The 24,859-nt window shown below is 61.5% G+C and carries 22 protein-coding genes; 12 read left to right on the forward strand and 10 right to left on the reverse strand.

The window, feature by feature from the left end:
• Nucleotides 1-1,183 (reverse strand): metallophosphoesterase family protein (locus tag ACE04I_RS20800; protein ID WP_487207583.1); only part of this gene is annotated, 1,183 nt, incomplete at its 3' end.
• Between the two features lie 383 nt (nucleotides 1,184-1,566).
• Here ACE04I_RS20800 and ACE04I_RS20805 point away from each other — a divergent pair.
• On the forward strand, nucleotides 1,567-2,016 hold the full coding sequence (locus tag ACE04I_RS20805; protein ID WP_197082515.1) for a cupin domain-containing protein: 450 nt from the start codon (nucleotides 1,567-1,569) through the stop codon (nucleotides 2,014-2,016).
• A gap of 69 nt (nucleotides 2,017-2,085) precedes the next feature.
• Here ACE04I_RS20805 and ACE04I_RS20810 read toward each other — a convergent pair whose 3' ends face one another.
• The 5 genes from ACE04I_RS20810 to clpP all read right to left on the reverse strand — a co-directional run bounded on the left by ACE04I_RS20810 (nucleotide 2,086) and on the right by clpP (nucleotide 9,978).
• Nucleotides 2,086-4,284: an esterase-like activity of phytase family protein gene (locus ACE04I_RS20810; RefSeq protein WP_046792783.1), complete on the reverse strand. Its 2,199-nt coding sequence runs from the start codon at nucleotides 4,282-4,284 to the stop codon at nucleotides 2,086-2,088.
• Nucleotides 4,285-4,482: 198 nt separating this feature from the next.
• A complete protein-coding gene (gene hupB / locus ACE04I_RS20815; protein WP_046792784.1) occupies nucleotides 4,483-4,758 on the reverse strand; it encodes a DNA-binding protein HupB in 276 nt (91 codons plus the stop codon).
• A 199-nt stretch (nucleotides 4,759-4,957) separates the two neighbouring features.
• Entirely contained in the window at nucleotides 4,958-7,378 is a 2,421-nt protein-coding gene (gene lon, locus ACE04I_RS20820; protein ID WP_046793030.1) for an endopeptidase La, read from the reverse strand.
• Nucleotides 7,379-7,792: 414 nt separating this feature from the next.
• Nucleotides 7,793-9,070 carry an ATP-dependent Clp protease ATP-binding subunit ClpX gene (clpX, locus tag ACE04I_RS20825; RefSeq protein WP_046792785.1) on the reverse strand — a complete coding sequence of 426 codons (1,278 nt, stop codon included), beginning with the start codon at nucleotides 9,068-9,070 and terminating at the stop codon, nucleotides 7,793-7,795.
• 275 nt (nucleotides 9,071-9,345) lie between these two features.
• Nucleotides 9,346-9,978 carry an ATP-dependent Clp endopeptidase proteolytic subunit ClpP gene (clpP, locus tag ACE04I_RS20830; RefSeq protein ID WP_046792786.1) on the reverse strand — a complete coding sequence of 211 codons (633 nt, stop codon included), beginning with the start codon at nucleotides 9,976-9,978 and terminating at the stop codon, nucleotides 9,346-9,348.
• A 356-nt stretch (nucleotides 9,979-10,334) separates the two neighbouring features.
• Between clpP and ACE04I_RS20835 the strand changes: the two genes are divergently transcribed.
• The 3 genes from ACE04I_RS20835 to ACE04I_RS20845 all read left to right on the forward strand — a co-directional run bounded on the left by ACE04I_RS20835 (nucleotide 10,335) and on the right by ACE04I_RS20845 (nucleotide 14,755).
• Nucleotides 10,335-11,585, forward strand: a complete 1,251-nt coding sequence (locus ACE04I_RS20835; protein WP_052760336.1) for a GGDEF domain-containing protein — start codon at nucleotides 10,335-10,337, stop codon at nucleotides 11,583-11,585.
• Nucleotides 11,586-11,697: 112 nt separating this feature from the next.
• Entirely contained in the window at nucleotides 11,698-13,455 is a 1,758-nt protein-coding gene (gene ggt, locus ACE04I_RS20840) for a gamma-glutamyltransferase (protein ID WP_046793031.1), read from the forward strand.
• Nucleotides 13,456-13,495: 40 nt separating this feature from the next.
• Nucleotides 13,496-14,755 carry a cytochrome P450 gene (locus tag ACE04I_RS20845; protein WP_046792789.1) on the forward strand — a complete coding sequence of 420 codons (1,260 nt, stop codon included), beginning with the start codon at nucleotides 13,496-13,498 and terminating at the stop codon, nucleotides 14,753-14,755.
• On the opposite strand, the gene ACE04I_RS20850 is transcribed toward ACE04I_RS20845, so the two are convergent.
• The 3 genes from ACE04I_RS20850 to ACE04I_RS20860 all read right to left on the reverse strand — a co-directional run bounded on the left by ACE04I_RS20850 (nucleotide 14,756) and on the right by ACE04I_RS20860 (nucleotide 16,954).
• A complete protein-coding gene (locus ACE04I_RS20850) occupies nucleotides 14,756-15,100 on the reverse strand; it encodes a cupin domain-containing protein (RefSeq protein WP_046792790.1) in 345 nt (114 codons plus the stop codon).
• A gap of 8 nt (nucleotides 15,101-15,108) precedes the next feature.
• Nucleotides 15,109-16,392, reverse strand: a complete 1,284-nt coding sequence (locus ACE04I_RS20855; protein WP_046792791.1) for an O-acetylhomoserine aminocarboxypropyltransferase — start codon at nucleotides 16,390-16,392, stop codon at nucleotides 15,109-15,111.
• A 133-nt stretch (nucleotides 16,393-16,525) separates the two neighbouring features.
• A complete protein-coding gene (locus ACE04I_RS20860) occupies nucleotides 16,526-16,954 on the reverse strand; it encodes a CoA-binding protein (protein ID WP_046792792.1) in 429 nt (142 codons plus the stop codon).
• Nucleotides 16,955-17,527: 573 nt separating this feature from the next.
• Here ACE04I_RS20860 and ACE04I_RS20865 point away from each other — a divergent pair.
• The 6 genes from ACE04I_RS20865 to ACE04I_RS20890 all read left to right on the forward strand — a co-directional run bounded on the left by ACE04I_RS20865 (nucleotide 17,528) and on the right by ACE04I_RS20890 (nucleotide 22,032).
• Nucleotides 17,528-17,953 (forward strand): PaaI family thioesterase, encoded by a 426-nt coding sequence (locus ACE04I_RS20865; RefSeq protein WP_046793032.1) that lies wholly within the window; start codon nucleotides 17,528-17,530, stop codon nucleotides 17,951-17,953.
• A 229-nt stretch (nucleotides 17,954-18,182) separates the two neighbouring features.
• Entirely contained in the window at nucleotides 18,183-18,647 is a 465-nt protein-coding gene (gene rplM / locus ACE04I_RS20870) for a 50S ribosomal protein L13 (RefSeq protein ID WP_046792793.1), read from the forward strand.
• 2 nt (nucleotides 18,648-18,649) lie between these two features.
• Nucleotides 18,650-19,117 carry a 30S ribosomal protein S9 gene (rpsI, locus tag ACE04I_RS20875; RefSeq protein WP_046792794.1) on the forward strand — a complete coding sequence of 156 codons (468 nt, stop codon included), beginning with the start codon at nucleotides 18,650-18,652 and terminating at the stop codon, nucleotides 19,115-19,117.
• Nucleotides 19,118-19,233: 116 nt separating this feature from the next.
• Nucleotides 19,234-20,184, forward strand: coding sequence for an agmatinase (speB, locus tag ACE04I_RS20880; RefSeq protein ID WP_046792795.1), 951 nt, complete (start codon nucleotides 19,234-19,236; stop codon nucleotides 20,182-20,184).
• Between the two features lie 73 nt (nucleotides 20,185-20,257).
• Entirely contained in the window at nucleotides 20,258-21,190 is a 933-nt protein-coding gene (gene argC / locus ACE04I_RS20885; RefSeq protein WP_046792796.1) for an N-acetyl-gamma-glutamyl-phosphate reductase, read from the forward strand.
• Entirely contained in the window at nucleotides 21,187-22,032 is an 846-nt protein-coding gene (locus ACE04I_RS20890; RefSeq protein ID WP_046792797.1) for an aminoglycoside phosphotransferase family protein, read from the forward strand. Before argC ends, ACE04I_RS20890 begins: the two co-directional genes overlap by 4 nt.
• On the opposite strand, the gene ACE04I_RS20895 is transcribed toward ACE04I_RS20890, so the two are convergent.
• Nucleotides 22,029-23,126 carry a COX15/CtaA family protein gene (locus ACE04I_RS20895; protein WP_487207584.1) on the reverse strand — a complete coding sequence of 366 codons (1,098 nt, stop codon included), beginning with the start codon at nucleotides 23,124-23,126 and terminating at the stop codon, nucleotides 22,029-22,031. The genes ACE04I_RS20890 and ACE04I_RS20895 overlap by 4 nt on opposite strands.
• Before the next feature lie 158 nt (nucleotides 23,127-23,284).
• Between ACE04I_RS20895 and ACE04I_RS20900 the strand changes: the two genes are divergently transcribed.
• Nucleotides 23,285-23,494, forward strand: coding sequence for a DUF2842 domain-containing protein (locus ACE04I_RS20900; RefSeq protein WP_046793033.1), 210 nt, complete (start codon nucleotides 23,285-23,287; stop codon nucleotides 23,492-23,494).
• Nucleotides 23,495-23,614: 120 nt separating this feature from the next.
• A complete protein-coding gene (locus ACE04I_RS20905) occupies nucleotides 23,615-24,850 on the forward strand; it encodes a GNAT family N-acetyltransferase (RefSeq protein WP_046793034.1) in 1,236 nt (411 codons plus the stop codon).
• The last annotated feature ends 9 nt before the right edge of the window (nucleotides 24,851-24,859 follow it).

Below are 24,859 nucleotides of genomic sequence, written 5' to 3' on the forward strand. Positions count from 1 at the left end.
GGGTTTCGGCATCGCCGCCGAGAGCGAGCTCGCCCGCCCCGATCCCGCCCGGCAGGCGCGCGGCGATCTCGGCAATCCTGGACTCCGCGTCGGCAAGCAGTTCCGACGGGAAAGCGCCTGCCAGAATCAGGCCCTCGATGCCGAGAATGTCCTTGGAAACGGCCTTGCCGTTCGCTTCCGGCTCCAGCCGCACTTCCAGCTTTTCCAGCCAGATATCCTCGTGGCAGCGATGGCAAGCCGCCTGCACCTCGTCGCGGAAATCCTGAGCGCGCGACGCCAGCTCGTGGCGGAAGCGGCTCCTGCCGGTAAGCCTCACACGCAATGCCAGAGCCCGGCCCTCCATCCGCTCCACGACCGGCTCCAGCGCGCTTTCCAGCCGCTGCAGGATGGCGGGAATATCGTCCTCGGGCTCCACCGCAACGGCAAGTTCGGCGAAACGGGCGCTATCGGTAATCACCCGCTCATGGCTGACGCGGCCATCCTCGACCGTCACCAGCACCGCGCCCTTCGCGCCCTGTTCGCGGATGCTGCGTCCCTGCAAGTTGCCGGGAAAGATCACCACCGGGTCTTCGCTCACCACTTCGTAATCATGCACGTGGCCGAGCGCCCAATAGTCGTAGCCGCGCGATCTCAGGTCCTCAATGGAACAGGGAGCATAGGGCGCGTGCGGTTCGCGGCCGGTCAGCGAAGTGTGCAGCACGCCGATATTGAACCAGCCGGCCTGCCGCTCCGGATAGGAAAGCGCCAGGTTCTCCGTCGCCGAACGCTCGGCAAAGCCCTGGCCGTGCAGCGCCACCTTCAGATGATCCAGCGTGAACGTGCCCGGCTTGTTGACCGGGAATTCCCGCACGTTTCTCGGCAGCGTGATGGTCTTCGTGATGACGCTTTCGGCGTCGTGGTTCCCCTTCAGGAGGAAAACAGGAATTTCCTCCCGCTCCAGCCGCGCCACTTCGCGGTTAAAGAAGAGACCGATCTTGTTGTCCTTCCAGTCGCCGTCATAGACATCGCCGGCAACGATGAAAAAATCCACCTTTTCAGCGATCGCCTGTTCCACGAGCGCGGAAAAAGCCTTGCGGCTCGCTTCGATGAAGAGTTCGGCGATCGCGGCATCCTTCAGCGCCAGCCCCTGGAAGGGGCTGCCGAGATGCAGGTCCGCGGCATGGATGAAACGGAAGGACGTCATCGAATCGCTTGCATTGGTTGGCCGAGATGAACCCTTGTTTTAGGCAAATGCCGGGCATGAAGAAAGCATCGCCCGAATCGGCCTGTGGATAGCCTGGCCATTCGTCCGCTCGGTCCTTCTCACACCCAGCCTTCACAAAGATTTCGCAATGCACCATTAAATGCTGCATTGCAAAACAAGCAACTTAGGATACAATGAAATCATAATTGCAACCGATCCATGAAGGATCGGAGACGATCAGCATCCAATCAGCACAAAAGAATGAGACGCGCCCGGTTTCCGCCGGGGATGCGAACAGGAAGCTTTTACCCGCAAGGCCCGGCCCACGAGCGCGAAGCCGGCGGGCCCGAGGGAATACTGTTGACCCGACAAACGGAGGCCTGATGATGGTCACGAGTATGCAGATCACGCATTCCAGACCGATACAATTCTCGCCATATATGCTCGATGCCGACAGACCGACCTCTCTGCGATCGGAAACTCTGCTCCAGAGCGGCACGTCGTGGGACGGAACAGTCTGCAAGTCCTATCCTGACGGCATGCCGGAAATGTCCCTCCTGAAAATCACGGTTCCGGCCAACACCGAACTCCCCTGGCACGATCATCAGATGCCCTGCGCCGCCTATGTGCTGGAAGGTGAAATCACGATCGAGAAGCAAACCGGCGAAAAGAAGATGTTCGGCAAAGGCCAGGGATTTCTCGAGGTCGTGGAAACGGTGCATCGGGGCGTCACCGGAGCAATGCCGGTCGAGCTCATCGTGTTCTATGCGGGCGTAAAGGATATGTCTTTGTTGCGAGCGCGCACCATCGAGGCAGAAGCCGGCTTGCGGTGAAACCGCAGGATCGCCAAATGCAAAAAGGCCGAGCAATGCCCGGCCTTTCCGTTTTCAGCGTTGCAAGCCTCAGTTCGTCGCCAGGTTGACCTGGAAGAACAGCGTCTCGCCGGAGGAGTCGTCCACTCCGTCATTGTCCGTCACGGCATAGGCCTTGCCGGACTTGTCGAAGGTGAAGCCCTCCAGCTTGTCGACCACGTAACCGTTCGAGGCAGCCTTGAGGTCCGGAATGAAGTCGTGGACTTCTTCCTTGGTGACGAGCGGCAGTTCGCCACCCAGCTTGCCCGGCTTCAGGTCGGCGATCGCGACGCGGTAAAGCTTCTTGAGCTTCGCTGCATCGCCAAGTTGGTTGTCCCGCTCGACGATATAGACCTGGTCGCCATGAGCGGTGATTTCCGACAGGCCGACCCAGCCCTCTTCCGTCTTCTCGATCGGATAACGAACGGCGCCCCATTCCTTGGACTTCGGCTTGTAGGAGACGAGCTTGACGGTGCCCTTCGGGTCGTCCTTCCACTCGCGCTGGACAGCCATCCAGAGCGTCAGGTCGTCGCCAGAACCGATAGTCGTCACGCCTTCGAAACCGAAGCGGGTCTCCCCGGCGAGCAGGTCGGCCGGCAGGCCGATTTCGGCCTTGATCTCGCCCTTGGCGTTGACGTTGTAGAGGCCGTGGCCGACGAGCTTGGAAGAATCTCCTTCCGAGGCGAGCCAGAAGCCGCCCTTGCCGTCGAGCGCAATGCCTTCGATGTCCAGCTTCTGGGCCGGCTGGCCGTTGCGGGTCACACGCAGCACATTGGTGATCTCGGCCGGCTTCTTCGTCGCGTCGATGGTGAAGATCGACGGCTGCATGCCGTAGACCGAATCGCTCACCGCATAGAGGATGCCTTCCTTCTCCGCATCGCCGACCAGACCGGAAAGAGCGCCCCAGCCGACAACGTTGCCGTCGATATCCTTGGAAACGAGCTGCGGATAGTTCGGCTCACCTTCGCCAAGCTCGTAGAGCATGACATGCGAACGGGCGCCGCCATCCTCGCTGAGATCGGCCTCGTTGGCGGTTGCCAGCAGGTTGCGGCCGGGGATTGCGACCGCACCTTCCGGCGAAATACCGGAGGGCAGAAGCTGGACGAGTTCCGGCTCCGCTCCGGTATCCTTGTAGACGCCGACGATCGAGGCGCGCTCGGACAGGATGAAGATATATTTCTGACCGTTGAAGCTCGCGATTTCCATGCCTTCAGGCTCGACACCCTTGGACTTGGCGCGATTCTCCGGGAAGTGGCCGATGCGGGCGATCTCCCGCTCCAGCGAGGCGCCCGCTTCATAAAGGACCTTGCCGCTGCGGTCGAAGATGGTGAAGCTGCGCGAACCGCCCTTCCAGTCACCTTCATTGGCGACAACGAGGCGGTTGTTGTCCAGCCACTTGATGGAGTCAGGTTCGCGAAGCACGCCTTCGGCCTTGCCGGTGAAGGAAAGCTGGCCGTCGGTCTTCTTGTCGATGCCTTCAAGATCGGTCGCACCGGCGGAGAAATGCCCGGTCACCGTGCCGGACTTGCCGTCGATGATGACGATATGGTTGTTCTCCTGCAGGGTGACCGCGATTTCACCGGCATCGTTGATGGAGACGAATTCCGGCTCCGGATCTTCCGGGGCGACCTCGGCAAGACCGGTCAGCGAAACGCGCTTGATCGAGGCGCAGTCGGCCAAGCCATCCTTCAGGGAAACGATCACGAGATCGCCGGCCGGCATCTGCGGCAGGGCGCCGTCGTTCACGTCCTCGTCGCGCTCGTTTTCGATGGCGATCGCGGCAAAGCTCTTGTCGGCGGAAATCGCGATCGAATCCGGCTGGCCGCCGAGATCGCAGGTCGCATCCACCTTCTTCGTCGCAAGATCGACGACCGCGAGCTGGCCGGAAGGATTGGCTCTGCTTTCGGAAGTGTTGATGGCCGCGAGAACCTTGTTGCCGGCCACCGCGACGGATGTGGGCTCACCTTCGAAGACCAGCGCGCCGCCAGCCTTCGGAGCCTTGGGATCGGTGATGTCGATGAAGCCTATCGCGCCGAGCGGACTGTCGGAATAGACGAGCGTGTTGCCGTCCTCGCTGGCGGTGATGATCTCGGCCGAGGTCGTGGACGTCTTGTCCTTGTCGGCTGGCAGATTGGTCGCGACCGGAAAGGACGCGATGCGATTGAATACCTGTTCTGCGCCTGCCGGCACGGCAGCCGAGGCAAGCAGGGCCGCAGTCAGTGCGGCACCGGCAGTAATACGGATTGTCATGGAAAGCCCTCCTGTCCATGGAACGAACAGGTGGCTTGTGAGCCAGCCGCGTGACAGGTGCATGACAATAGGATGACGCCCGCATGACACTCCGCAAGCTTCATCGCTGCTGCACGGTGGCGGTCACGAAAAAGGCCCAGCTTCACGCCGGGCCTTCTGTTCTCGAAAGATATCCGCGTGCCCTCAACGGGCGACGCATCAGCTGTTGACGGCGTCCTTCAGACCCTTGCCAGCCGAGAACTTCGGCACGTTGCGGGCCGGGATGTCGACTTCGGCACCGGTCGAGGGATTGCGGCCCTTCGATGCTTCGCGACGGGAAACGGAGAAGCTGCCGAAACCGGCAAGGCGAATATCGCCGCCCTTCTTCAGCTCAGCCTGGACGGCATCGAATACGGCGTCGACAGCGGATGCGGCATCGGCCTTGGAGAGGCCAGCCTTTTCGGCAACTGCGGATACCAACTCGGTCTTGTTCATGTTTCCACCCCTTTCAATCGGTATTGGAACGACTCGTTTAATCGGGGCAGACAATAGTTCCGTGGCTGCCCATGGCAACTGAAAAGCTCCGCAATCGCCTGAAAAACAAGGGGGAAGACGTGAGTTTTCACAAAAAAAGCCGGCTTGAAGCCGGCTTTTTCGATGACTAGTGCCGATTTGACATAGGCAAGGCTCGAAATCAGTGGGCGACAGCCGCTCCGGCGTCGTCGACGCCTTCCACGGTTGCGATCACCGGAGTCTCGATGCTCCCGTCCCATTCGATCGGCTCGGGCAGCCGAACCAGCGCATGCCGGATGACTTCACCCATGCGGGAGACCGGAATGATCTCCATGTTGTTCTTCACGTTATCCGGAATCTCCGCCAGATCCTTGGCGTTCTCTTCCGGGATCAGAACCTTCTTGATGCCGCCGCGGAGCGCTGCAAGCAGCTTTTCCTTGAGGCCGCCGATCGGCAGCACACGGCCGCGAAGGGTGATTTCGCCGGTCATGGCGACATCCTTCGAAACCGGGATGCCGGTCATGATCGAGACGATCGCGGTTGCCATGGCGACACCGGCCGACGGACCATCCTTCGGCGTCGCCCCTTCCGGAACGTGCACGTGGATGTCGCTCTTGTCGAAGCGCGGCGGCTCGATGCCGAAATCGACCGCGCGGGAGCGGACATAGGATGCCGCCGCCGAGATCGATTCCTTCATGACCTCCTTGAGGTTGCCGGTCACCGTCATACGGCCCTTGCCCGGCATCATCACGCCTTCGATGGTCAGCAGCTCGCCGCCGACTTCCGTCCAGGCAAGCCCCGTCACCACGCCGACCTGGTCATCGCGTTCGGCTTCGCCGTGACGGAAGCGAGGAACGCCCAGATAGTCATGAATGTTCGCAGCCGTCACATCGACCGACTTCGTCTTGCCCTTGATGATCTCGGTCACCGCCTTGCGGGCGAGCTTCATCAGTTCGCGTTCGAAGTTACGCACGCCCGCCTCGCGGGTGTACTGCTGGATGATCGCCATCAGGGCATCGTCGCTCACCGAGAACTCGTTCGGCTGCAACGCATGTTCCTTGATCGCCTTCGGCAGAAGGTGACGCTTGGCGATCTCGCGCTTTTCGTCTTCCGTGTAGCCCGCAATTCGGATGATCTCCATGCGGTCCATCAGCGGAGCCGGAATGTTCAGCGTGTTCGCCGTGGTGATGAACATCACGTCCGAAAGGTCGTATTCGACCTCAAGGTAGTGGTCCATGAACGTCGAGTTCTGCGCCGGGTCCAGCACTTCGAGCAGGGCCGAGGACGGATCACCGCGGAAATCCATGCCCATCTTGTCGATTTCGTCGAGCAGGAAGAGCGGGTTGGACTTCTTCGCCTTCTTCATCGACTGGATGACCTTGCCGGGCATCGAGCCGATATAGGTGCGGCGGTGACCGCGGATCTCGGCCTCGTCCCGAACGCCGCCGAGCGCCATGCGCACATATTCGCGGCCGGTGGCCTTGGCGATCGACTGGGCGAGCGAGGTCTTGCCGACACCCGGAGGGCCGACGAGGCAAAGGATCGGACCCTTGATCTTCGTCGCGCGCGCCTGGACGGCCAGGTACTCGACGATGCGTTCCTTGACCTTGTCCAGGCCGAAGTGATCCTGCTCGAGAATCTTCTCGGCATTGTTGAGGTCGGCCTTGATCTTGGAGCGCTTGGCCCACGGAATGCCGAGCAGCCAGTCGAGATAGTTGCGCACGACGGTGGCTTCCGCCGACATCGGGCTCATCTGGCGCAGCTTTTTCAGTTCCGCGTCAGCCTTCTCGCGCGCTTCCTTCGAAAGCTTGGTCTTGGAGATGCGCTCTTCCAGTTCGGCCATCTCGTCGCGGCCTTCCTCGCCGTCGCCAAGCTCCTTCTGAATCGCCTTCATCTGCTCGTTGAGATAGTATTCGCGCTGGGTCTTCTCCATCTGGCGCTTGACGCGCGAGCGGATGCGCTTTTCCACCTGCAGCACGGAAATCTCGCCTTCCATGAAGCCGAGCGCCTTCTCGAGCCGGAGCTTGATGCTGACCGTCTCCAGCATTTCCTGCTTTTCGGTGATCTTGATCGAGAGGTGCGAGGCCACCGTATCGGCCAGCTTCGAATAGTCCTCGATCTGGCTCGCGGCGCCCACGACCTCGGGCGAAATCTTCTTGTTCAGCTTCACGTAGTTTTCGAACTCGGAAACCACGGAGCGCGACAGTGCCTCGATCTCGACCGGATCATCCTCCGGCTCGACGAGAATGTTGGCCTGAGCCTCGTAGAACTCCTCGCGGTTGGTGTAGCTGTCGATCTCGGCACGCGCGCGGCCTTCCACGAGCACCTTCACGGTGCCGTCGGGGAGCTTCAGGAGCTGCAGCACGTTCGCCACCGTGCCGACCTTGTAGATCGCGGAAGGCTCAGGATCGTCATCGCCGGCATTGATCTGGGTGACGAGCATGATCTGCTTGTCGGAGCCCATCACTTCCTCGAGCGCGCGAATGGATTTTTCCCGTCCGACGAACAGAGGCACGATCATATGCGGGAAGACCACAATGTCGCGCAGGGGCAGCACCGGATAGGTATCGCCGCCGGGTGCCGCAGACGTTGAATTCGTCATGTCATTTCCTTTCATCCCGTTTCCGGGAAACGTTCCGGACAAGTCATCCGGGCACTTCACTCCAACCGAAAGTGGAGTTTCCGAAAATTGATTTCAAGCCTTGCAGATTCGCCTTTGGGAGTATCGGGCAGCGATCTACAAGTGGAACACGAACACTTTCTACGCTGAACAGCGGAATACCGTCTCGGTAGTCCTTCATCCGGTTTCGGCATCTTGCTCTAGAACGATGCCCGGCCGGAAATACGATCCTCATCTATTTTCTAATGCAAACCGGGCGTCTCGCCAAACCCATGCCGAAGCAAAACGGTGGATGGAGCGGAAAAAAGCGAACGCGGCGCCCGCTTTCGTCGCCCATTTGCGAAAAGAGGCCCCGCAGGGCCTCTCAAGCTCGATAGGTCTGCTTTACGCAGGAGATCAGGCCGAGGCGTTGGCCTTTTCCTCCTGGCGATCGGCATAGATGTAGAGCGGACGCGCCGTTCCCTTGACGACCTCCTCGGAGATGACGACCTCGCGAACGCCTTCCAGCGCCGGCAGTTCGAACATCGTGTCGAGCAGGATCTTTTCCATGATCGAGCGCAGGCCGCGGGCGCCGGTCTTGCGGACGATCGCCCTCTTGGCGATCTCGCGCAGCGCGTCCTCGTGGAAGGTCAGATCCACGTCCTCCATCTCGAAGAGGCGCTGATACTGCTTGACCAGCGCGTTCTTCGGCTCGGAAAGGATCTGGATCAGCGCATCCTCGTCCAGGTCCTCAAGCGTCGCCAGAACCGGCAGACGGCCGATGAACTCGGGAATGAGGCCGAACTTCACGAGGTCTTCCGGCTCCAGTTCCCGCAGCACTTCGCCGACCCGACGCTCGTCCTGAGCGCGAACCGTCGCGCCGAAGCCGATCGAGGTCTTCTCGCCGCGGGCGGAGATGATCTTGTCGAGGCCCGCGAAGGCGCCGCCGCAGATGAACAGGATGTTCGTCGTGTCGACCTGCAGGAATTCCTGCTGCGGATGCTTGCGGCCGCCCTGCGGCGGGACGGAAGCAACCGTGCCTTCCATGATCTTCAGAAGCGCCTGCTGCACGCCCTCGCCCGAAACGTCGCGGGTGATCGACGGATTGTCGGACTTGCGGGAGATCTTGTCGACCTCGTCGATGTAGACAATGCCGCGCTGGGCTCGCTCGACATTGTAGTCGGCAGCCTGCAGGAGCTTCAGGATGATGTTCTCGACGTCCTCGCCGACATAGCCGGCTTCGGTGAGCGTCGTGGCGTCGGCCATGGTGAAGGGAACGTCGATGATGCGGGCGAGCGTCTGGGCGAGATAGGTCTTGCCGCAGCCGGTCGGACCGACCAGCATGATGTTCGACTTCGCCAGTTCCACCTCGCCTCCCTTGGAGGCGTGCGCGAGACGCTTGTAATGGTTGTGCACCGCGACCGAGAGGATACGCTTCGCCTGCTTCTGGCCGATGACGTATTCGTCGAGAACCTTGATGATGTCCTGCGGCGTCGGAACGCCATCGCGGGATTTCACCATGGAGGTCTTGTTCTCTTCGCGGATGATGTCCATGCAGAGTTCGACGCATTCATCGCAGATGAATACGGTCGGCCCGGCGATCAGTTTCCGGACTTCGTGCTGGCTCTTGCCGCAGAACGAACAATAGAGAGTATTCTTGGAGTCGCCGCCGTTGCTGCCGCTGACTTTGCTCATATCACTTTCCTTCCAGCACTCCGCTCTCCGCCTGGGCAGAGGCGGTCCACTCTTTGCCTGCCGGCCGGCGCCCACCGGGGCGACCAGGCCCGCCTTGCTCGGGGCACTCTACCGATCCGCATTTTGCGGACCGGCGGCAACGAAACCCCTAAAGAAACGATGCCGTGTCATAAAAACTCTACACAGCATTAATAAGCACTAATACCGCTTTCCGCGAGACTTGAAACCCTCATTTTTTCGTCACAACGGGGTGAAGTCCGCGGTCTGGTGACGGTTTAATCCGCAGTGTTGCCTTCGAGTTCCTGCCGCGAAGTCAGAATTTTGTCGACGACGCCCCATTCCTGAGCCTCGTCCGCAGCCATGAAATGGTCGCGATCGAGTGTCTTCTCGACTTCCTCGTAGGTGCGGCCGGTATGCTTCACGTAGATTTCGTTCAGCCGCCTTTTCATCTTCAATATGTCACGAGCATGGCGTTCGATGTCGCTTGCCTGCCCCTGGAAGCCGCCGGAGGGCTGATGCACCATGATGCGCGCATTCGGAGTTGCGAAGCGCATGCCCTTCTCGCCGGCGGCCAGAAGCAGCGATCCCATGGACGCGGCCTGACCGACGCAGAGCGTCGAAACGGCGGGGCGCACGAACTGCATCGTGTCGTAGATGGCCATGCCGGCGGTGACGATGCCGCCCGGGGAATTGATGTAGAGCGCGATTTCCTTCTTCGGGTTTTCGGCCTCGAGGAAGAGAAGCTGGGCGCAGACCAGCGAAGCCATATGATCTTCCACCGGGCCGGTCAGGAAGATGATCCGTTCCTTCAACAGGCGCGAATAGATGTCGTAGGAGCGTTCGCCGCGATTGGTCTGTTCCACGACCATCGGCACCAGGGCCATGGCGGTATCAACTGGATTTTTCATGTCCGTCCTTTGTCAAACGCGTGCCGGAATGCCGTCAGCTCCCCGGAATCAGATAAAATTGGTCATCCCCTACATAGAGTGTCAGCGCCCGGTACTTCAAGACGGAGCGACCGATATCATTAATCGCCGGAAGGAAGGCAAGGCAGGCCTCCCGTTCGCCGAGCGGGCCTTCCTCCCTTGCCGAAGCGATAGCGCGCCCACAGGTTTCGTCGCTCACGGTAAAGCGAAAATGAACGCCCCTCATCCAACAGTCTCCGACTGAGCTCCGCATCGGGCCCTGTTCCGGCCCGGCAACCGCTTTTAAAGATTCCCCGGTGTATTCTGCGGGGGACCGACTTCGACGGGGGAAACGTGTTTTGGACATCGTCACTGGTTTCTTGATCTGGACGGCGGAGGCTTTGACGCTCAGCCTCGTCCTGTTGTCCAGATGGCAGTATCAGCGCGATCCCTTCTATCTCAGCTGGAGCATCGGCTTTGCCCTGCACGGGATAGGCGTGGCACTGGTCGCGCTGCGCGGAGACATACCCGATTTCGTTTCGATCCAGGTCGCCAATACCATGGCGCTCGCAGGCGTCGGCATGTGGATCGCCGGGCTGCTGCAGTTCGACGGCAAGCCGGTCGAGCCCTTCGTCGCTATCCCCGCCCTGATCTGGATCGCCGGCATGTTCCTGATCCCGGTCAGGGACAACTTCGCCTACCGCGTCGCGCTCTACAACGTCGCGGTCATGGTGGGTTACTCCATCATGATCGGCATCCTGTTGAAGAAGCAGGATGCTTCCCGTTCGACGCGACGCTTGCTCGTCTTCTTTATCGGCGTCCAATTCATCTGCAGCGGCCTGACCGGCGTGCTGGCCGTCGTCAACCAGGTAACGTCGTTTGCCGGAGGCACGAGCGCCACCCTCCTCTTCTTCCCCGCCGCTTTCTGCTTCGTGGCCGGCATCATGACCTGCGGGAAACTCCTGGCCGAACGGTCCGAGCGACAGCTCAAGGCGCTGGCGGCCACTGATCCGCTCACCGGCGCTCTCAACCGGCGCGGCCTGATCGACGAACTCGAAAATCTCCGCGCGTCAGAAAATCCGCAGAAACCGCTCGTCGCGCTCCTGCATTTCGATCTCGACAACTTCAAACGGATCAACGACACCTGCGGGCATCAGGCAGGCGACACCGTGCTCGTCGCATTCTCGCGGATCGCCGCCACGTCGCTTAACGGACGCGGCTTCTTCGGCCGCATGGGCGGCGAGGAATTCGCAAGCATCCTGCGTGTCGCCGACATGGTCGAGGCGGCGAGTATCGCGGAAGGCATCCGCATGACGCTCACGCTCCAACCCATCGTCGCGGGACCTCACCGGATCGATGTCACGGCCAGCGCCGGCATCGCGCTCCTGCCGGCAGAAACAGCGGACCTGGACAAGCTGCTGAGCTCAGCCGACCGCGCCCTTTATGCAGCCAAGGAAGCCGGGCGCGACCGGACCGCCGTCGAAAGCAATGGAACGCTCCTGATCGTTCCTTCGGTCCACCGGCTCTCCGAAGAGACGATGGAGGCGGAAATCAGCGCCAGCCGGCAGGTCACCGCACTGAGGCGGATCACGGCAATCGCCCAGCGCTGATCGCCAGCCTCTTCGAAATTGATCTTGCCTGCAGCCCGCGCAAGCCCACATTCTCTCGATGGTCAAACAATGGAGCCCGATCGGCAGTGATCGGGAATGGCGGGAGCAGGCCGTGCGGAAAATTCTTCTCAGCAGCATCTTCGTTTTGCTTCTCATCTTGCCCGGCCAAGGGCTTGCGCAACAGGCATCAGATACCGTGGCGCCCGAGCGCGCGACCGGCTTCACGTCCGCCAAACGAACCGAGACGAAGCGCTCCATGGTGGCGGCAGCCAATCCGCTGGCGGCGGAAGCGGGCCGAGAAATTCTCGCCAGGGGCGGCAACGCCATAGACGCCATGGTGGCGGTCCAGACGGTGCTCGGCCTCGTGGAGCCGCAGAGCTCCGGCCTTGGCGGCGGCGCCTTCCTCGTCTATTACGATGCCGCCACGCAGAAGCTCACCACCTTCGACGGACGCGAAACCGCTCCGATGGAGGCAACGCCGAAGCTCTTCCTCGACGATCAGGGCCAACCTCTGAAATTCATGGATGCGGTGGTGGGCGGCCGCTCGGTCGGCACGCCGGGAACGGTGAAGCTGCTGCACGAGGTTCACCAACGTCTTGGAAAGGCCGAGTGGGCGAGCCTGTTCGGACCGGCGGAAAAGCTCGCGACGGAGGGCTTTGCCGTCTCTCCTCGCCTGGCGGGCCTGATCGCTTCCGAAGGAGACCGGCTCAAGAAATACGAAGGGCCGCGCGGCTATTTTTACGACGAAAGCGGCGCGCCGCTGAAGGCGGGGGCCATCCTCAAGAACCCGGCCTATGCGGAAACCCTGAAGACGATCGCGAGCGGCGGCGCCGATGCCTTCTACTCCGGCCCGATTGCCGAGGCGATCGTGAAGACCGTGCGGGACGCTGAGGGCAATCCAGGCGTGCTCTCGCTGGCTGACTTCACCAATTACCGGATCAAGGAGCGCGAACCGGTCTGCGTCACCTATCGCGCACTCGATATCTGCGGCATGGGCCCGCCCTCCTCCGGCGCGGTCGCGGTCGGACAGATCCTCGGCATCGTCGAGAACTTCGACTTGCGGGGGCTCGGCCCGCAGAATCCGGAGAGCTGGCGTCTCATCGGCGATGCGCAGCGGCTCGCCTTCGCCGACCGCGAGCGCTATCTGGCGGACCCGGATTTCGTGCCCGCGCCGATCAAGGGGCTTTTGACGAAAGACTATCTCGGCACCCGCGCCGCCCTGCTCGACGGCGACAAGGCGCTTGCCGCCGATGCGGTGAAAGCGGGCGAACCGGAATGGGATCACGCCCTGCTCTTCGGCCGTGGCGAGGCGCTCGAAATGCCATCCACCAGTCATTTTTCGATCGTGGACAGTGAAGGCAATGTCATCTCGATGACCACGACCATCGAAAGCGGCTTCGGCTCGCGGCTGATGACGAACGGTTTCCTGCTCAACAACGAGCTTACCGATTTCTCCTTCAAGACCCATGACGGCGCCCTGCCGGTGGCCAACCGCGTGGAGCCCGGTAAGCGGCCTCGCTCCTCCATGTCGCCGACCATCGTGATGAAGGACGGCAAGCCGCTGCTCGCGATCGGCTCTCCCGGCGGCAGCCAGATCATCGGCTACGTGGCGCAGGCGCTGATCGCCTATATCGACTGGCAGATGCCGGTAGAGGAGATCGTCGCCCAGCCGCATCTCATCAATCGTTTCGGCACCTATGATATCGAAGCCGGCACGACCGCCGAGGAGTTGGCCGAACCGCTGAAGGCGCTCGGATACGAGGTGAAGGCGGGCGAGATGAATTCCGGCCTGCATGCGATCGAGGTCACGGCGACCGGCCTTGCCGGCAGCGCCGATCCACGCCGCGAGGGTGCGGCGGTCGGCGAGTAGCGGCTTTCGCAGCCAAAGGGATTGAGCTAGCAATGTGGTCATGACCGCAACACCCCTCCCCTTGGCTGATTTCCTGCGCATCGATCCCGAAACCCGCCACGTCTCGCTCGATGGCCGCAACCCGGCCTTCTACGGCGATCCGAACCGGGTCTACGCGGCTCTGCACGAGCATTGTCCGACCTTCTATTGGGAGGAACAGCGGCAATGGTTCTTCACCGGCTATGACCATGTGAACACACTCTTGCGCGACCGGCGTTTCGGCCGGCAGATCCTGCATATCGCCAGCCGCGAGGAACTCGGCCTTCCGGATCCCCTGCCCCATCTCGAAAACTTCGATCTGGCGGAACGCCATTCGCTGCTGGAAATCGAGCCGCCGGAACACACGCGGCTGCGCACGCTGGTCAACCGCGCCTTCGTCTCCCGCCATATCGAACGCCTGCGGCCGGAGATCGCCGAACTGGCGGAAAAACTCATCGACGGGTTCGAGAGGGACGGCGAGACGGAGCTTCTCTCCTCCTTCGCCGATATCATTCCCGTCACCATGATCGCCCGGATGATCGGCATTCCCGACGAAATGGGCCCGCAATTGCTTGCCTGGTCGCATGCCTATGTCGGCATGTACATGTTCAAACGCAGCCTTGAGGATGAATACGCTGCCGACCGGGCGGCAAGGGAGTTCGCGGATTATGTGAAGGGCCTTGTCGCCGAGCGCCGCCGAAGCCCGCGCGAAGACCTGCTGACCCACATGATCCATACCGAGCATAAGGGGCAGTACCTTACAGATGACGAACTGGTCTCGACGACCATCGTGCTCCTCAATGCCGGCCATGAGGCGACCGTGCACCAGATCGGCAATTCGGTTCGCGTGATCCTGGAAAGCGGCCTCGCTCCTGCCGATCTTTTCCAAGACGAGGCAACGACCGAACGCACGGTCGAGGAGACACTGCGCATCTGTGCGCCGGTCCATATCTTCCAGCGCTGGGCGCTCGAGGATGTCGAGGTGGACGGCCTTTCCTTCACGCGCGGCGACAAGGTGAGCCTCATCCTCGCCGCGGCCAATCTCGACCCGAGGAAATTCGCCGAGCCGCTCACCTTCAAGCCGGACCGGCAAGAGGCGCCGAACCTCTCCTTCGGCGCGGGCATACACTTCTGCATCGGCGCGCCGCTCGCACGCCTGGAACTCAATACCGTGCTGCCGATCCTCTTCCGGCGTCTGCCGGGCTTGAGGATCGCGTCACCGCCTAAGGTGAAGGACGTCTATCATTTCCACGGGCTCGAACGGCTGAATTTGAAGTGGTGATCACACCCTGATCACGTAGTCCTTACGAGTCGTTTCAACGACTTCCCAGGTTCCCTTGAAGCCGGGTCTCAGGATCATGCTATCGCCGGGGCGCAGATGCACCGGCTCGCCGCCCTCCTCGGTCACGATCGAATGGCCGGAGAGAATGTGGAAATATTCCCATTCCTCGTAAATGATCCGCCACTTGCCGGGTGTCGCTTCCCATATGCCGGCATAGAGCCCGCCTTCCGCCTCCTCGAAATTCCAGGTTCGGAATTGCGGATCGCCGGAAATCAGCCGGTCGGGTTGAGGCGCGCCAAGCTCGGGCTCGACGGTGGAGGGATCGAAGGTCAACCAGGATGCCATGCCCCACCTCAAACCCTTGCGAGCGACTGTTCGAGATCGGCGATGATATCGGCGGCGTCCTCGATGCCGATCGACAGGCGCACCACGTCCGGACCGGCGCCGGCGGAGACCTGCTGCTCCTCGGTCAACTGCCGGTGCGTGGTGGAGGCCGGATGAATGACAAGCGAACGGGTATCGCCGATATTGGCAAGGTGGGAGAAGAGCTTGAGGCCTTCCACGAAGGCCTTGCCTGCCTCGTATCCACCCTTGATGCCGAAGGTGAAGACGGAACCCGCGCCCTTCGGAGAATATCGCTGTTGCAGCGCGTGGTTGGGATCGTCCTCAAGCCCCGCATAGCGCACCCACGCAATCCTTTCATGCTCCTTCAGCCATTTCGCCACCGCAAGCGCGTTGTCGCTGTGTCTCTGCATCCTGAGCGGCAGCGTCTCGATGCCGGTTAGGATGAGGAAGGCGTTGAAGGGCGAGATCGCCGGCCCGAGGTCGCGCAGGCCGAGCACGCGGGCCGCGATCGCGAAAGCGAAGTTCCCGAAGGTCTGGTGCAGCACCATGCCGGCATATTCCGGGCGTGGTTCGGAAAGCATCGGGTATTTGCCGGATTTCGACCAGTCGAACGTGCCGCCGTCGACGATGATGCCGCCCATGGAATTGCCATGGCCGCCGAGGAATTTCGTCAGCGAATGAATGACGATATCGGCCCCATGCTCGATGGGCCGCAGCAGATAGGGGCTTGCGAGCGTGTTGTCGACGATCAGCGGCAGTCCGTGCCTTCGGGCTACCTCGGCTACGCCCGCTATATCCACGAAAGTGCCACCGGGATTGGCCAGGCTTTCGATGAAGATGGCCTTGGTGCGATCGTCGATCTGGCTCTCGAAGCTTTCGGGATCGGCGCTATCGGCCCAGCGCACCTGCCAGTCGAAATTCCGGAAGGCATGGCCGAACTGGTTGACCGAGCCGCCATAGAGCTGACGCGCGGCGACGAAATTGTCGCCCGCACCCATGATCGTGTGGAAGGCGAGCATCTGCGCCGCGTGGCCGGAGGCGGTCGCCAAAGCGGCCGTGCCGCCCTCGAGCGCGGCGATGCGCTCCTCCAGAACCGCCTGGGTCGGGTTCATGATGCGGGTATAAATATTGCCGAACTGCTGCAGCCCGAAGAGCGCCGCCGCATGATCGGCGTCGTTGAAGACGAAGGATGTCGTCTGATAGATCGGGGTCGCCCGCGCTCCCGTCGTCGGGTCGGGCTGGGCTCCGGCATGAACGGCGAGCGTGGAAAATCCCGGACTGCGTGTCGGCATGGCGCCCTCTCCTCAAACGACAGATATTTGCCTGATCAAGAAACCCGCTGGCTGGCCCGCAATCAAGGAATAAGATTCCAAGCAGCCGGCATCTCGGGCAAGCGGGAATCTCCCTTTGCGGTTGTGAGGCCGATCAGGCGATTAAGCGGGGATATTCGATTGCCGGGCAGCGGTCCATCACCACCGCGATGCCGGCGGCCTCGGCCTTGGCGGCCGCCTTGTCGTCGCGGATATCGAGCTGCCCCCAGACGACCTTCGGTTTCTGCAGCAGGGCCAGCGCTTCGTCCACCACGCCATCCAGATATTGGGCGGCCCGGAAAACATCGATCATGTCGACCGGCTCGGGAATATCGGAAAGATGGGCATAAACCTTTTGCCCGTGGATTTCCTTGCCTGCTTGTCCGGGATTGACCGGGATCACGCGATAGCCTTTCGAAAGCAGGAAGCCCATCACCCGGTTGCTCGGGCGCTCCGGATTGGGAGATGCGCCGAGCAGCGCGATCGTTCGGGTCGTCTTCAGTATCTCGGCAATATAAGCGTCGTCGTAGCGGTCGTGGTTCATGTTTACCTCCTGCGACGGAAACGGCCGTTCACCGCTCCTCATCCCTTATTTAGGTAACATTCCGCCAAATCCGATGGGCCTTCCCATTCTCTTTTCCACAACAGGATTTCCGGCTTGCCTAAGGCGGCTCGTCCGGCGTTTCACCAATGTTCCGGGAACATTCGCGTTCCGTACCCCGGCATATTAGAGCCATCTTATGGTTGAATTAGGGGTTCCTACTGATCGAGCCGCGCGGAACCGCATCAAGCGAAATATCTCGCTTACAGCTCGATCCGGACGGGCGCCGATCGACAATTCACGCTTTGTTTCACGGATTCATCAAATATTGCTTTCAGATCGATTGGATTTCACCAGCCGATGCCGCTTCTCCCGCTCCAGGCAATTCTTGAAATATTTCAATCATAGATTGCATAAGCCGTCTTAATCTTGCCTGGAACCGGCAAGATCAGGAGGGCTGATGTTTCAGCATCTTTGCACATGGACTACGACAATAAATTGACGGCTCCGATCTTGACTGATTTCGACCGGTTCAATTCCCTGCGCCATAGCGGCGAGAGAGCGGAAGGAACCGGGATGCACCCCATCATGACTATCGAGGATGTCCACGCCTTTCTGGAAAGCCATTTTCCGCAGGTGCACGCGGATGGCCGCGTTCTTTCGGTAACCGATATTCGGCCCGGCGGGCTTACCATGCGCTTCGAACCCGGCGAACGGCATCTGCGTCCCGGCGACACGGTTTCCGGCCCTTCCATGGTGATGCTCGCGGATGTCGCAGCCTATGCGGCAATCCTCGCCCATATCGGTCCGGTGGCGCTCGCGGTCACCACCAGCCTCAACATCAATTTCCTGCGCAAGCCGAAGCTCGCGCCGATTTTCTGCGACTGCAAGATATTGAAGCTCGGCAAGCGACTGGCCGTCATCGACGCCATCCTCACGCAGGAGAAAGACGATTCCCCGGTCGCCCAGGCCGTGGCGACCTATTCGATTCCGCCGAAATAATGTGGTACAGTAACACCACATAAATAACCCATTGATTTTGCTTGATCTATTTTTCAACTCGTGAAATTGGCGAGCTTGACCATTTTTTCCGTCGCCGGTATAAGCCGCCACAGTCTGCAGACCTTCCCGGACTGCATTCTCTCTTGCCGCCTACGGCAAGCCAAGCAACAAGAAACGCCCGGCATTCGGAACATCCGGAAGCTCGGGTCCAGATGAAAGAAGCAAGAACATGTCAACCTTCGTTCAGAAGCCCGCCGAGGTGGAGAAGAAGTGGGTGATCATCGATGCCGAAGGGCTCGTCGTCGGTCGCCTCGCCACCATCGTTGCCAACCGTCTCCGCGGCAAGCACAAGGCCACCTACACCCCCCACGTGGATGACGGCGACAACGTGATCGTCATCAATGCGGAAAAGATCGCCCTCACCGGCAAGAAGTATACCGACAAGAAGTATTACTGGCACACCGGTTATCCGGGTGGCATCAAGGAGCGCACTGCGCGCCAGATCATCGAAGGCCGCTTCCCGGAGCGCGTCGTCGAGAAGGCTGTCGAGCGCATGATCCCGCGCGGCCCGCTCGGTCGTCGCCAGATGAAGAACCTGCGCGTCTATGCCGGCCCGAACCATCCCCATGAAGCACAGCAGCCAGTCGCCCTCGACGTGGCCAAGCTGAACAGCAAGAACGTAAGGAGCGCCTGATAATGGCCGATCTCTCCTCTCTGAAGGACCTCGCTCCGGCGGCCGAAAACCAGGCTCCGGTACACGTCCGCAAGGTCGATAACCTCGGCCGTTCGTACGCCACCGGCAAGCGCAAGAACGCGGTCGCCCGCGTTTGGATCAAGGCCGGCTCCGGCAAGATCATTGTCAACGGCAAGGATTTCTCCGCCTATTTCGCCCGTCCGGTCCTGCAGATGATCCTGCAGCAGCCGATCGTCGCAGCGGCCCGCACCGGCCAGTTCGACATCGTCGCGACCGTTGCAGGCGGCGGACTTTCCGGCCAGGCCGGCGCAGTTCGCCACGGCCTCTCCAAGGCCCTCACCTACTTCGAGCCGGGCCTGCGCTCGGTCCTCAAGAAGGGTGGCTTCCTGACCCGCGACAGCCGCGTCGTCGAGCGTAAGAAGTACGGCAAGGCCAAGGCCCGTCGTTCCTTCCAGTTCTCCAAGCGCTAATCGCTTCCGGATTTGGACTTTCGAAAAGGCGGGGCTTCGGCTCCGCCTTTTTTGTTTTCACTCTTGTTTTTCCGTTTTGTCGGAAGCACCTTGCGGCAGCCATCCTGGAGAGGATCATGCCCTCGAAATCCATCGACCATGCCTTCACCGGCAAAAGCCTCACCTCCGCCGCCACGGACCCGACATTCGCGGGCGCGCTTTCTTTCATGCGCCGCCGCTTCACCAAGAACCTAAAGGGCGCCGACGCGGTCGTCTGGGGCATTCCCTTCGATGCGGCGACCTCCAACCGGCCGGGCGCGCGTTTCGGGCCGCAGGCAATACGCAGGGCCTCCGCTATCTTCGATAACGACCCGCAATATCCGTTTCAGCGCGACCTATTCGCCGAAATGGCGGTGATCGATTACGGCGATTGCCTGCTCGACTACGGCGATCATCAGAAGACCCCGGCCACCATCGAGCAGGAGGCGGCAGCGATCCTCGCAAGCGGCGCCTTCCTGCTGACGCTCGGCGGCGATCATTTCATCACCTGGCCGCTCCTCAAGGCGCATGCGGCAAAATACGGCCCGCTCGCGCTGGTGCAGTTCGATGCCCATCAGGATACCTGGTTCGACGACGGCAAGCGCATCGATCACGGTTCCTTCGTGGCGCGCGCCGCGCGTGACGGCCTCATCCATGCCGGCCACTCGATCCAGATCGGCATCCGCACCCATGCGCCCGAGGATTGCGGCATCCGCATTCTCCACGGGCACGAGGTGGAAGACATGACGGCGGCCGAAATCGCCGCGCTGATCCTGGACCATATCGGTGACGTGCCCGCCTATCTCACCTTCGATATCGACTGCCTCGATCCGGCCTTTGCGCCCGGCACCGGCACGCCTGTCGCAGGCGGGCCGAGCAGCGCGAAGATCCTGTCGGTGCTGAGCAAGCTCGGCCCCCTCGATATCCGCGGCGCGGATGTCGTCGAAGTCGCGCCCGCCTATGACCACGCGGATATCACCGCCATTGCCGGGGCGACGGTTGCCATGTATATGCTCGGGCTCCGCGCGGAGAAATTCTCCGCCCGTTAATTTTCTGATTCAACAAACTGGTAGACTGAATCCGGATATCACTCCAAGGCACTGAAACAACAGGATAAAGACAATGACAGCGAAGATCTTCATCGATGGCGAACACGGCACGACGGGGCTGCAGATCCGCACCCGCATGGCCGGCCGTCGCGATGTCGAGCTGCTGTCGATCCCGGAAGCGGAGCGGCGCAACGCCGCGATGCGCGAGGACCTGCTGAATAGTGCGGATATCGCCATCCTTTGCCTGCCGGATGACGCGTCGAAAGAAGCAGTCTCCATGCTTGCCGGCAACAACAAGGTTCGGGTCATCGATACGTCGACCGCATTTCGTGTCGACCCTGCCTGGGCCTACGGTTTCGCCGAGATGGACAAGGCTCAGGCCGACAAGATCAAGTCTGCCCGTCATGTGGCCAATCCGGGCTGCTACCCGACCGGCGCCATCGCACTCATCCGGCCGCTGCGCGTCACCGGAATCCTGCCGGATGGCTATCCGGTGACGGTGAACGCGGTCTCCGGCTATACCGGCGGCGGCAAGCAGATGATCGCGCAGATGGAAGACCGGTCCAGAGAAGACGCAATCAGCGCCAACAATTTCCTGTACGGACTTCCGCTCAAGCACAAGCATGTCCCGGAGATGAAGATTCACGGCCAGCTCGACCGCGCCCCCCTCTTCTCGCCGTCCGTCGGCCGGTTTGCGCAAGGCATGATCGTGCAGGTGCCGCTCTTCCTTGATGACCTCAAGGAAGGAACGACCATCGAGGGCATCCATAAGGCGCTCGCCGAGCATTATGCCGGACAGGATATCGTCACCGTCGTGCCGCTCGAGGAAAGCAAGGCTCTGCCGCGTGTCGATGCCGAGGAACTCGTCAATACCGATGGAATGAAGCTCTTCGTGTTCGGCACGCCAGGCGGCGCCCATGTCAATCTCGTGGCCCTGCTCGACAATCTCGGCAAGGGCGCCTCGGGTGCGGCCGTCCAGAACATGGACCTGATGCTTTCGGCATGAGCGACAAGGGCATCGCAGCCTTTCCGACCGAATGGCGGATCGAAAGCGCGCACCGTATCGCCGATACGGTGGCCGGCACTGTCTATGAGGTGACGCGGGCCGGCGGCGAGATCGATATCGTCAAGGTGCTGAAGAAGAAGGCGCTTGCCGACAATCTTCGCGGCGTCGATTTCCTCGAATGGCGCGACGGGATCGGCGCCATCCGCGTATTGGCGCGTTCGGGCAATGTCATACTCCTCGAACATGCCGGCAAGGAGACGCTCCGCGACCGTCTCGTCTCGCATGGGGACGCGCAAGCGACCGAAATCGCCGCCGAGGTGCTGATGAAATATCATCACCCCTCGGATGTGCCACCTCCGGCAACCCTCCAGCCCCTCCAGCGCTATTTCGAAAGCCTGTTCAAGAAAGCGGAGGCGGACCGCAGCCAAGGGATCGAAAGCCTCTATCTCGAAGGCGCGGCGATGGCCGAAGCGCTGATCGCCAATCAACGTGACGTCAAGCCGCTGCATGGCGACCTGCATCACGAGAATATCATGCTTGGGCCCCGCGGCTGGCTCATTATCGATCCGGTCGGCCTGATCGGCGATGCGGCGCTCGATGTCGCCAACATGTTCTCCAATCCGCTCGACCGCTTCGACCTCACCCGCGACGAGGGGCGCATCGCCTCCATGGCGGAAGTCTTCGCCAAAACGCTTGGGCGCGATGTGCGCACCCTCCTGCGCTACGCCTTTGCCTATGGCTGCCTTTCGGCCGCCTGGCATGAAGAGGACGGTAGCGAGGAAGAGCGCGACAACGAACTCAAGGTCGTCGCCGCAGTCAAGAACGTGCTCGATCAGGCCTAATTCCGGACCTCGACCGCCCTCGCTGCAGGATATTCCCCGACAAAGCCGCGCCAGTGGGCGATCGCGAAGCCGAGCACCACCAGCGCGCCGGCCTGATGCAGAAGCGCGACATGCAGATGTACCTGGGTCAGCAGCGTCGCGATGCCGATCGCTGCCTGGAGACAGATAAGCCCGAAGAGCAGGATGGCGCGACGGGCATGCGTCGTTCCCGGCACTGAGCGCAGCGTCGCCGCCATGTGCCAGAGCGCTACGGCGAAGAGGAGATAGGCGCCCATGCGATGGACGAATTGTACCGTCTTCGGATTTTCGAAGAGGTTGATCCACCAGGGCTGCTGGATGAAGAGGTCGGCCGGAACCAGCGCGCCGTCCATCAGCGGCCAGGTATTGTAGCTGAGGCCGGCATCGAGCCCCGCCACCAGCGCGCCGAGATAGATCTGGAACAGAGAAAGTATCGCCACCAGAACCGCGCCCGTCTTCGCGCCGCCCTTCGCGGCATCGCCGCTATGCGGCGACAATCCGCGCATGATCCAGACGCAGCCGGCAAAGATCAGGCAGGCGATCGTCAGGTGGACCGCCAGCCGGTATTGCGAGACGCTGACGAGCTTGCTGAGACCGGAGGAAACCATCCACCAGCCGATAAAGCCCTGGAAACCGCCGAGCGCCAGCAAGCCAACCAGGGGCCACCGCAACTGCTTTTCGATGCGTCCCGTCAGCCAGAAGAACAGGAGCGGCAGGGCGAAGACGATGCCGATCGCGCGCGCCAGCAGTCGATGCGCCCATTCCCACCAGAAGATCGACTTGAACTCGTCGAGCGTCATGCCGTGGTTGATCTGCTCGTATTGGGGAATGCGTTTGTAGAGCTCGAACTCTTCCTGCCACTCTTCCACGGAGAGCGGCGGAATGGCGCCGTGGATCGGCTTCCATTCGGTAATCGACAGGCCGGAATCGGTCAGCCGCGTCGCGCCGCCGACCAGAACAAGACAGAAGAGCGTGAAGATGACCATGCCAAGCCAGATGCGTACCGCGCGCCGGTCGCGCTCGCGCCGCTTCGTCTCACTCAACATATTTGCTGCCGTCACGTCCGCCGCCGACATGGTCACTCCTGCGGTTCCGGGAAAAGGGGCGGACATCGTCCGTTCCCTCATCTTCGGCGTTGATTTGCCCCATAGACCCATGCAAAACAAGCCCCGATCCTTTGCGGCATGCGGTCGCGGATGCCTAAATGAAGCCCCATGAGGAGATGAAAGACAACATGCCCGCGCGCCTCAGAAGCTTCATCGGCACGATCCTCATCATCTGCCTCGTCATCTTCTACGCGCTGGCGGCCACGACCTTCGCCACCCTTCTGCTCGGCACCTCCCCCTGGTGGGTCCACCTTCTCTATTTCCTCCTGAGCGGACTCATCTGGATACTGCCGGCCATGCTGATCATCAAATGGATGGCCGGCCCGAAGCCGAAGTGACCCGCCGTCCCGTCACCTCGCATTAACCAAATCCCGCAGATTTGGCGCAGCACCAGGCCCGGTAAACCCATTCTTTCGATGGCCCCGCCTATCATCCCGACAGTGATCGGCAGGGGCGAGATGCACAAGCGGAAAACCGAATTCGTCAACGCGCTCGGCAGTGCCCAGAGCCCGGAAGAGCTCCGGGCAGGCGGGCGGTTTTCCCTTGCCGACCTTAGCCTTTCGGTGACCGAGGACCTGCCTTCGCTGGAGACAGCCTGGCGGCGGCTCGAGAACCTTGAGCGAAACTCGCTGCATCAGGGCTATGACTGGTGCCGCGCCTGGTTCGAAGCGCATGGCAACCGGGGCATTGTCGTGGAGGGCCGTTTCGACGGCCGCACGGTGATGCTTCTGCCGCTCGAAGTGGCCGTAACATTCGGCACCCGCATCGCCCGTCCGCCCGGCGGCCGGTTCAACAACCTCAATACCGGGCTCTTCAGCGAGGATTTCCCCCTTCCAGATCCGCAAGCCCTTGCGCCTCTCACCCGGTTGCTGAAGCTGACGCTTGCCTCCCATGCGGACCTGCTCGTCTACGACAACGTGCCGCTTGAATGGCATGGCACCCGCCATCCCCTCGCCGCGCTCGCGACTGCCGAAAACCCCAACCGCTCCTTCCAGCTTCCGCTCCGGGCCTCGTTCGAGGAAACGATCGCGCAGCTCAACGCCAAGACCCGAAGGAAGAAATTCCGCCTGCAAAGCCGCAAACTGGGGGCGCTCGGCGGGTTCGAACATATCAGCCCGGCGACAAGCGAAGAAAAGCACGCGCTGCTCGACGTTTTCTTCCGCCAGAAAGGCGCGCGCCTGAAGGCTTTCGGCCTGCCGGATATCTTCCGCGCCTCCGCGACCCGCGATTTCTTTCATCGCCTGCTCGATGCGCCGCAGCAAGGCGCCGACACACCGCTCGTCCTGCATGCCATTCGCCTCAGCGGCCGGCATGAGGGGCATGTCGCGGCGATCGCCGGGCTCTCGCGCAAGGGCGGGCACATGCTTTGCCAGTTCAGCTCGATCGATGAGAGCGTCTGCCCGGAGGCGAGCCCCGGCGAACTTCTGTTCTGGCTGATGATCGAGCAAGCCTGCGGTGAGGGCGCCACCGTCTTCGATTTCGGGCTCGGCGACCAGGTCTACAAGCGGAGCTGGTGCACGGAGGAGACCGTGCAGCACGATATCCTGATGCCTCTGACCTGGAAAGGCACGGCGGCCTATCCCCTTGCAGTCGCGCTCGGTCGGGCGAAATCGGTGGTCAAGCGCAGCCCCGGCCTCTACACGCTCCTGCAGCGCTGCCGCGCTGGCTTCGAGAGATTGCAGAAGAATCCCTGACCCGGCGCT

It is taken from the genome of Rhizobium moroccans, from assembly GCF_057559155.1.

What these genes read in the sequence shown, in the direction of transcription:
- ACE04I_RS20805 (WP_197082515.1), top strand. Translation starts at nt 1,567, where the DNA reads ATGATGGTCACGAGTATGCAGATCACGCATTCCAGACCGATACAATTC.
- ACE04I_RS20810 (WP_046792783.1), bottom strand. Translation starts at nt 4,284, where the DNA reads ATGACAATCCGTATTACTGCCGGTGCCGCACTGACTGCGGCCCTGCTT.
- hupB (WP_046792784.1), bottom strand. Translation starts at nt 4,758, where the DNA reads ATGAACAAGACCGAGTTGGTATCCGCAGTTGCCGAAAAGGCTGGCCTC.
- lon (WP_046793030.1), bottom strand. Translation starts at nt 7,378, where the DNA reads ATGACGAATTCAACGTCTGCGGCACCCGGCGGCGATACCTATCCGGTG.
- clpX (WP_046792785.1), bottom strand. Translation starts at nt 9,070, where the DNA reads ATGAGCAAAGTCAGCGGCAGCAACGGCGGCGACTCCAAGAATACTCTC.
- clpP (WP_046792786.1), bottom strand. Translation starts at nt 9,978, where the DNA reads ATGAAAAATCCAGTTGATACCGCCATGGCCCTGGTGCCGATGGTCGTG.
- ACE04I_RS20845 (WP_046792789.1), top strand. Translation starts at nt 13,496, where the DNA reads ATGACCGCAACACCCCTCCCCTTGGCTGATTTCCTGCGCATCGATCCC.
- ACE04I_RS20850 (WP_046792790.1), bottom strand. Translation starts at nt 15,100, where the DNA reads ATGGCATCCTGGTTGACCTTCGATCCCTCCACCGTCGAGCCCGAGCTT.
- ACE04I_RS20855 (WP_046792791.1), bottom strand. Translation starts at nt 16,392, where the DNA reads ATGCCGACACGCAGTCCGGGATTTTCCACGCTCGCCGTTCATGCCGGA.
- ACE04I_RS20860 (WP_046792792.1), bottom strand. Translation starts at nt 16,954, where the DNA reads ATGAACCACGACCGCTACGACGACGCTTATATTGCCGAGATACTGAAG.
- ACE04I_RS20865 (WP_046793032.1), top strand. Translation starts at nt 17,528, where the DNA reads ATGCACCCCATCATGACTATCGAGGATGTCCACGCCTTTCTGGAAAGC.
- rplM (WP_046792793.1), top strand. Translation starts at nt 18,183, where the DNA reads ATGTCAACCTTCGTTCAGAAGCCCGCCGAGGTGGAGAAGAAGTGGGTG.
- rpsI (WP_046792794.1), top strand. Translation starts at nt 18,650, where the DNA reads ATGGCCGATCTCTCCTCTCTGAAGGACCTCGCTCCGGCGGCCGAAAAC.
- speB (WP_046792795.1), top strand. Translation starts at nt 19,234, where the DNA reads ATGCCCTCGAAATCCATCGACCATGCCTTCACCGGCAAAAGCCTCACC.
- argC (WP_046792796.1), top strand. Translation starts at nt 20,258, where the DNA reads ATGACAGCGAAGATCTTCATCGATGGCGAACACGGCACGACGGGGCTG.
- ACE04I_RS20890 (WP_046792797.1), top strand. Translation starts at nt 21,187, where the DNA reads ATGAGCGACAAGGGCATCGCAGCCTTTCCGACCGAATGGCGGATCGAA.
- ACE04I_RS20895 (WP_487207584.1), bottom strand. Translation starts at nt 23,126, where the DNA reads ATGTCGGCGGCGGACGTGACGGCAGCAAATATGTTGAGTGAGACGAAG.
- ACE04I_RS20900 (WP_046793033.1), top strand. Translation starts at nt 23,285, where the DNA reads ATGCCCGCGCGCCTCAGAAGCTTCATCGGCACGATCCTCATCATCTGC.
- ACE04I_RS20905 (WP_046793034.1), top strand. Translation starts at nt 23,615, where the DNA reads ATGCACAAGCGGAAAACCGAATTCGTCAACGCGCTCGGCAGTGCCCAG.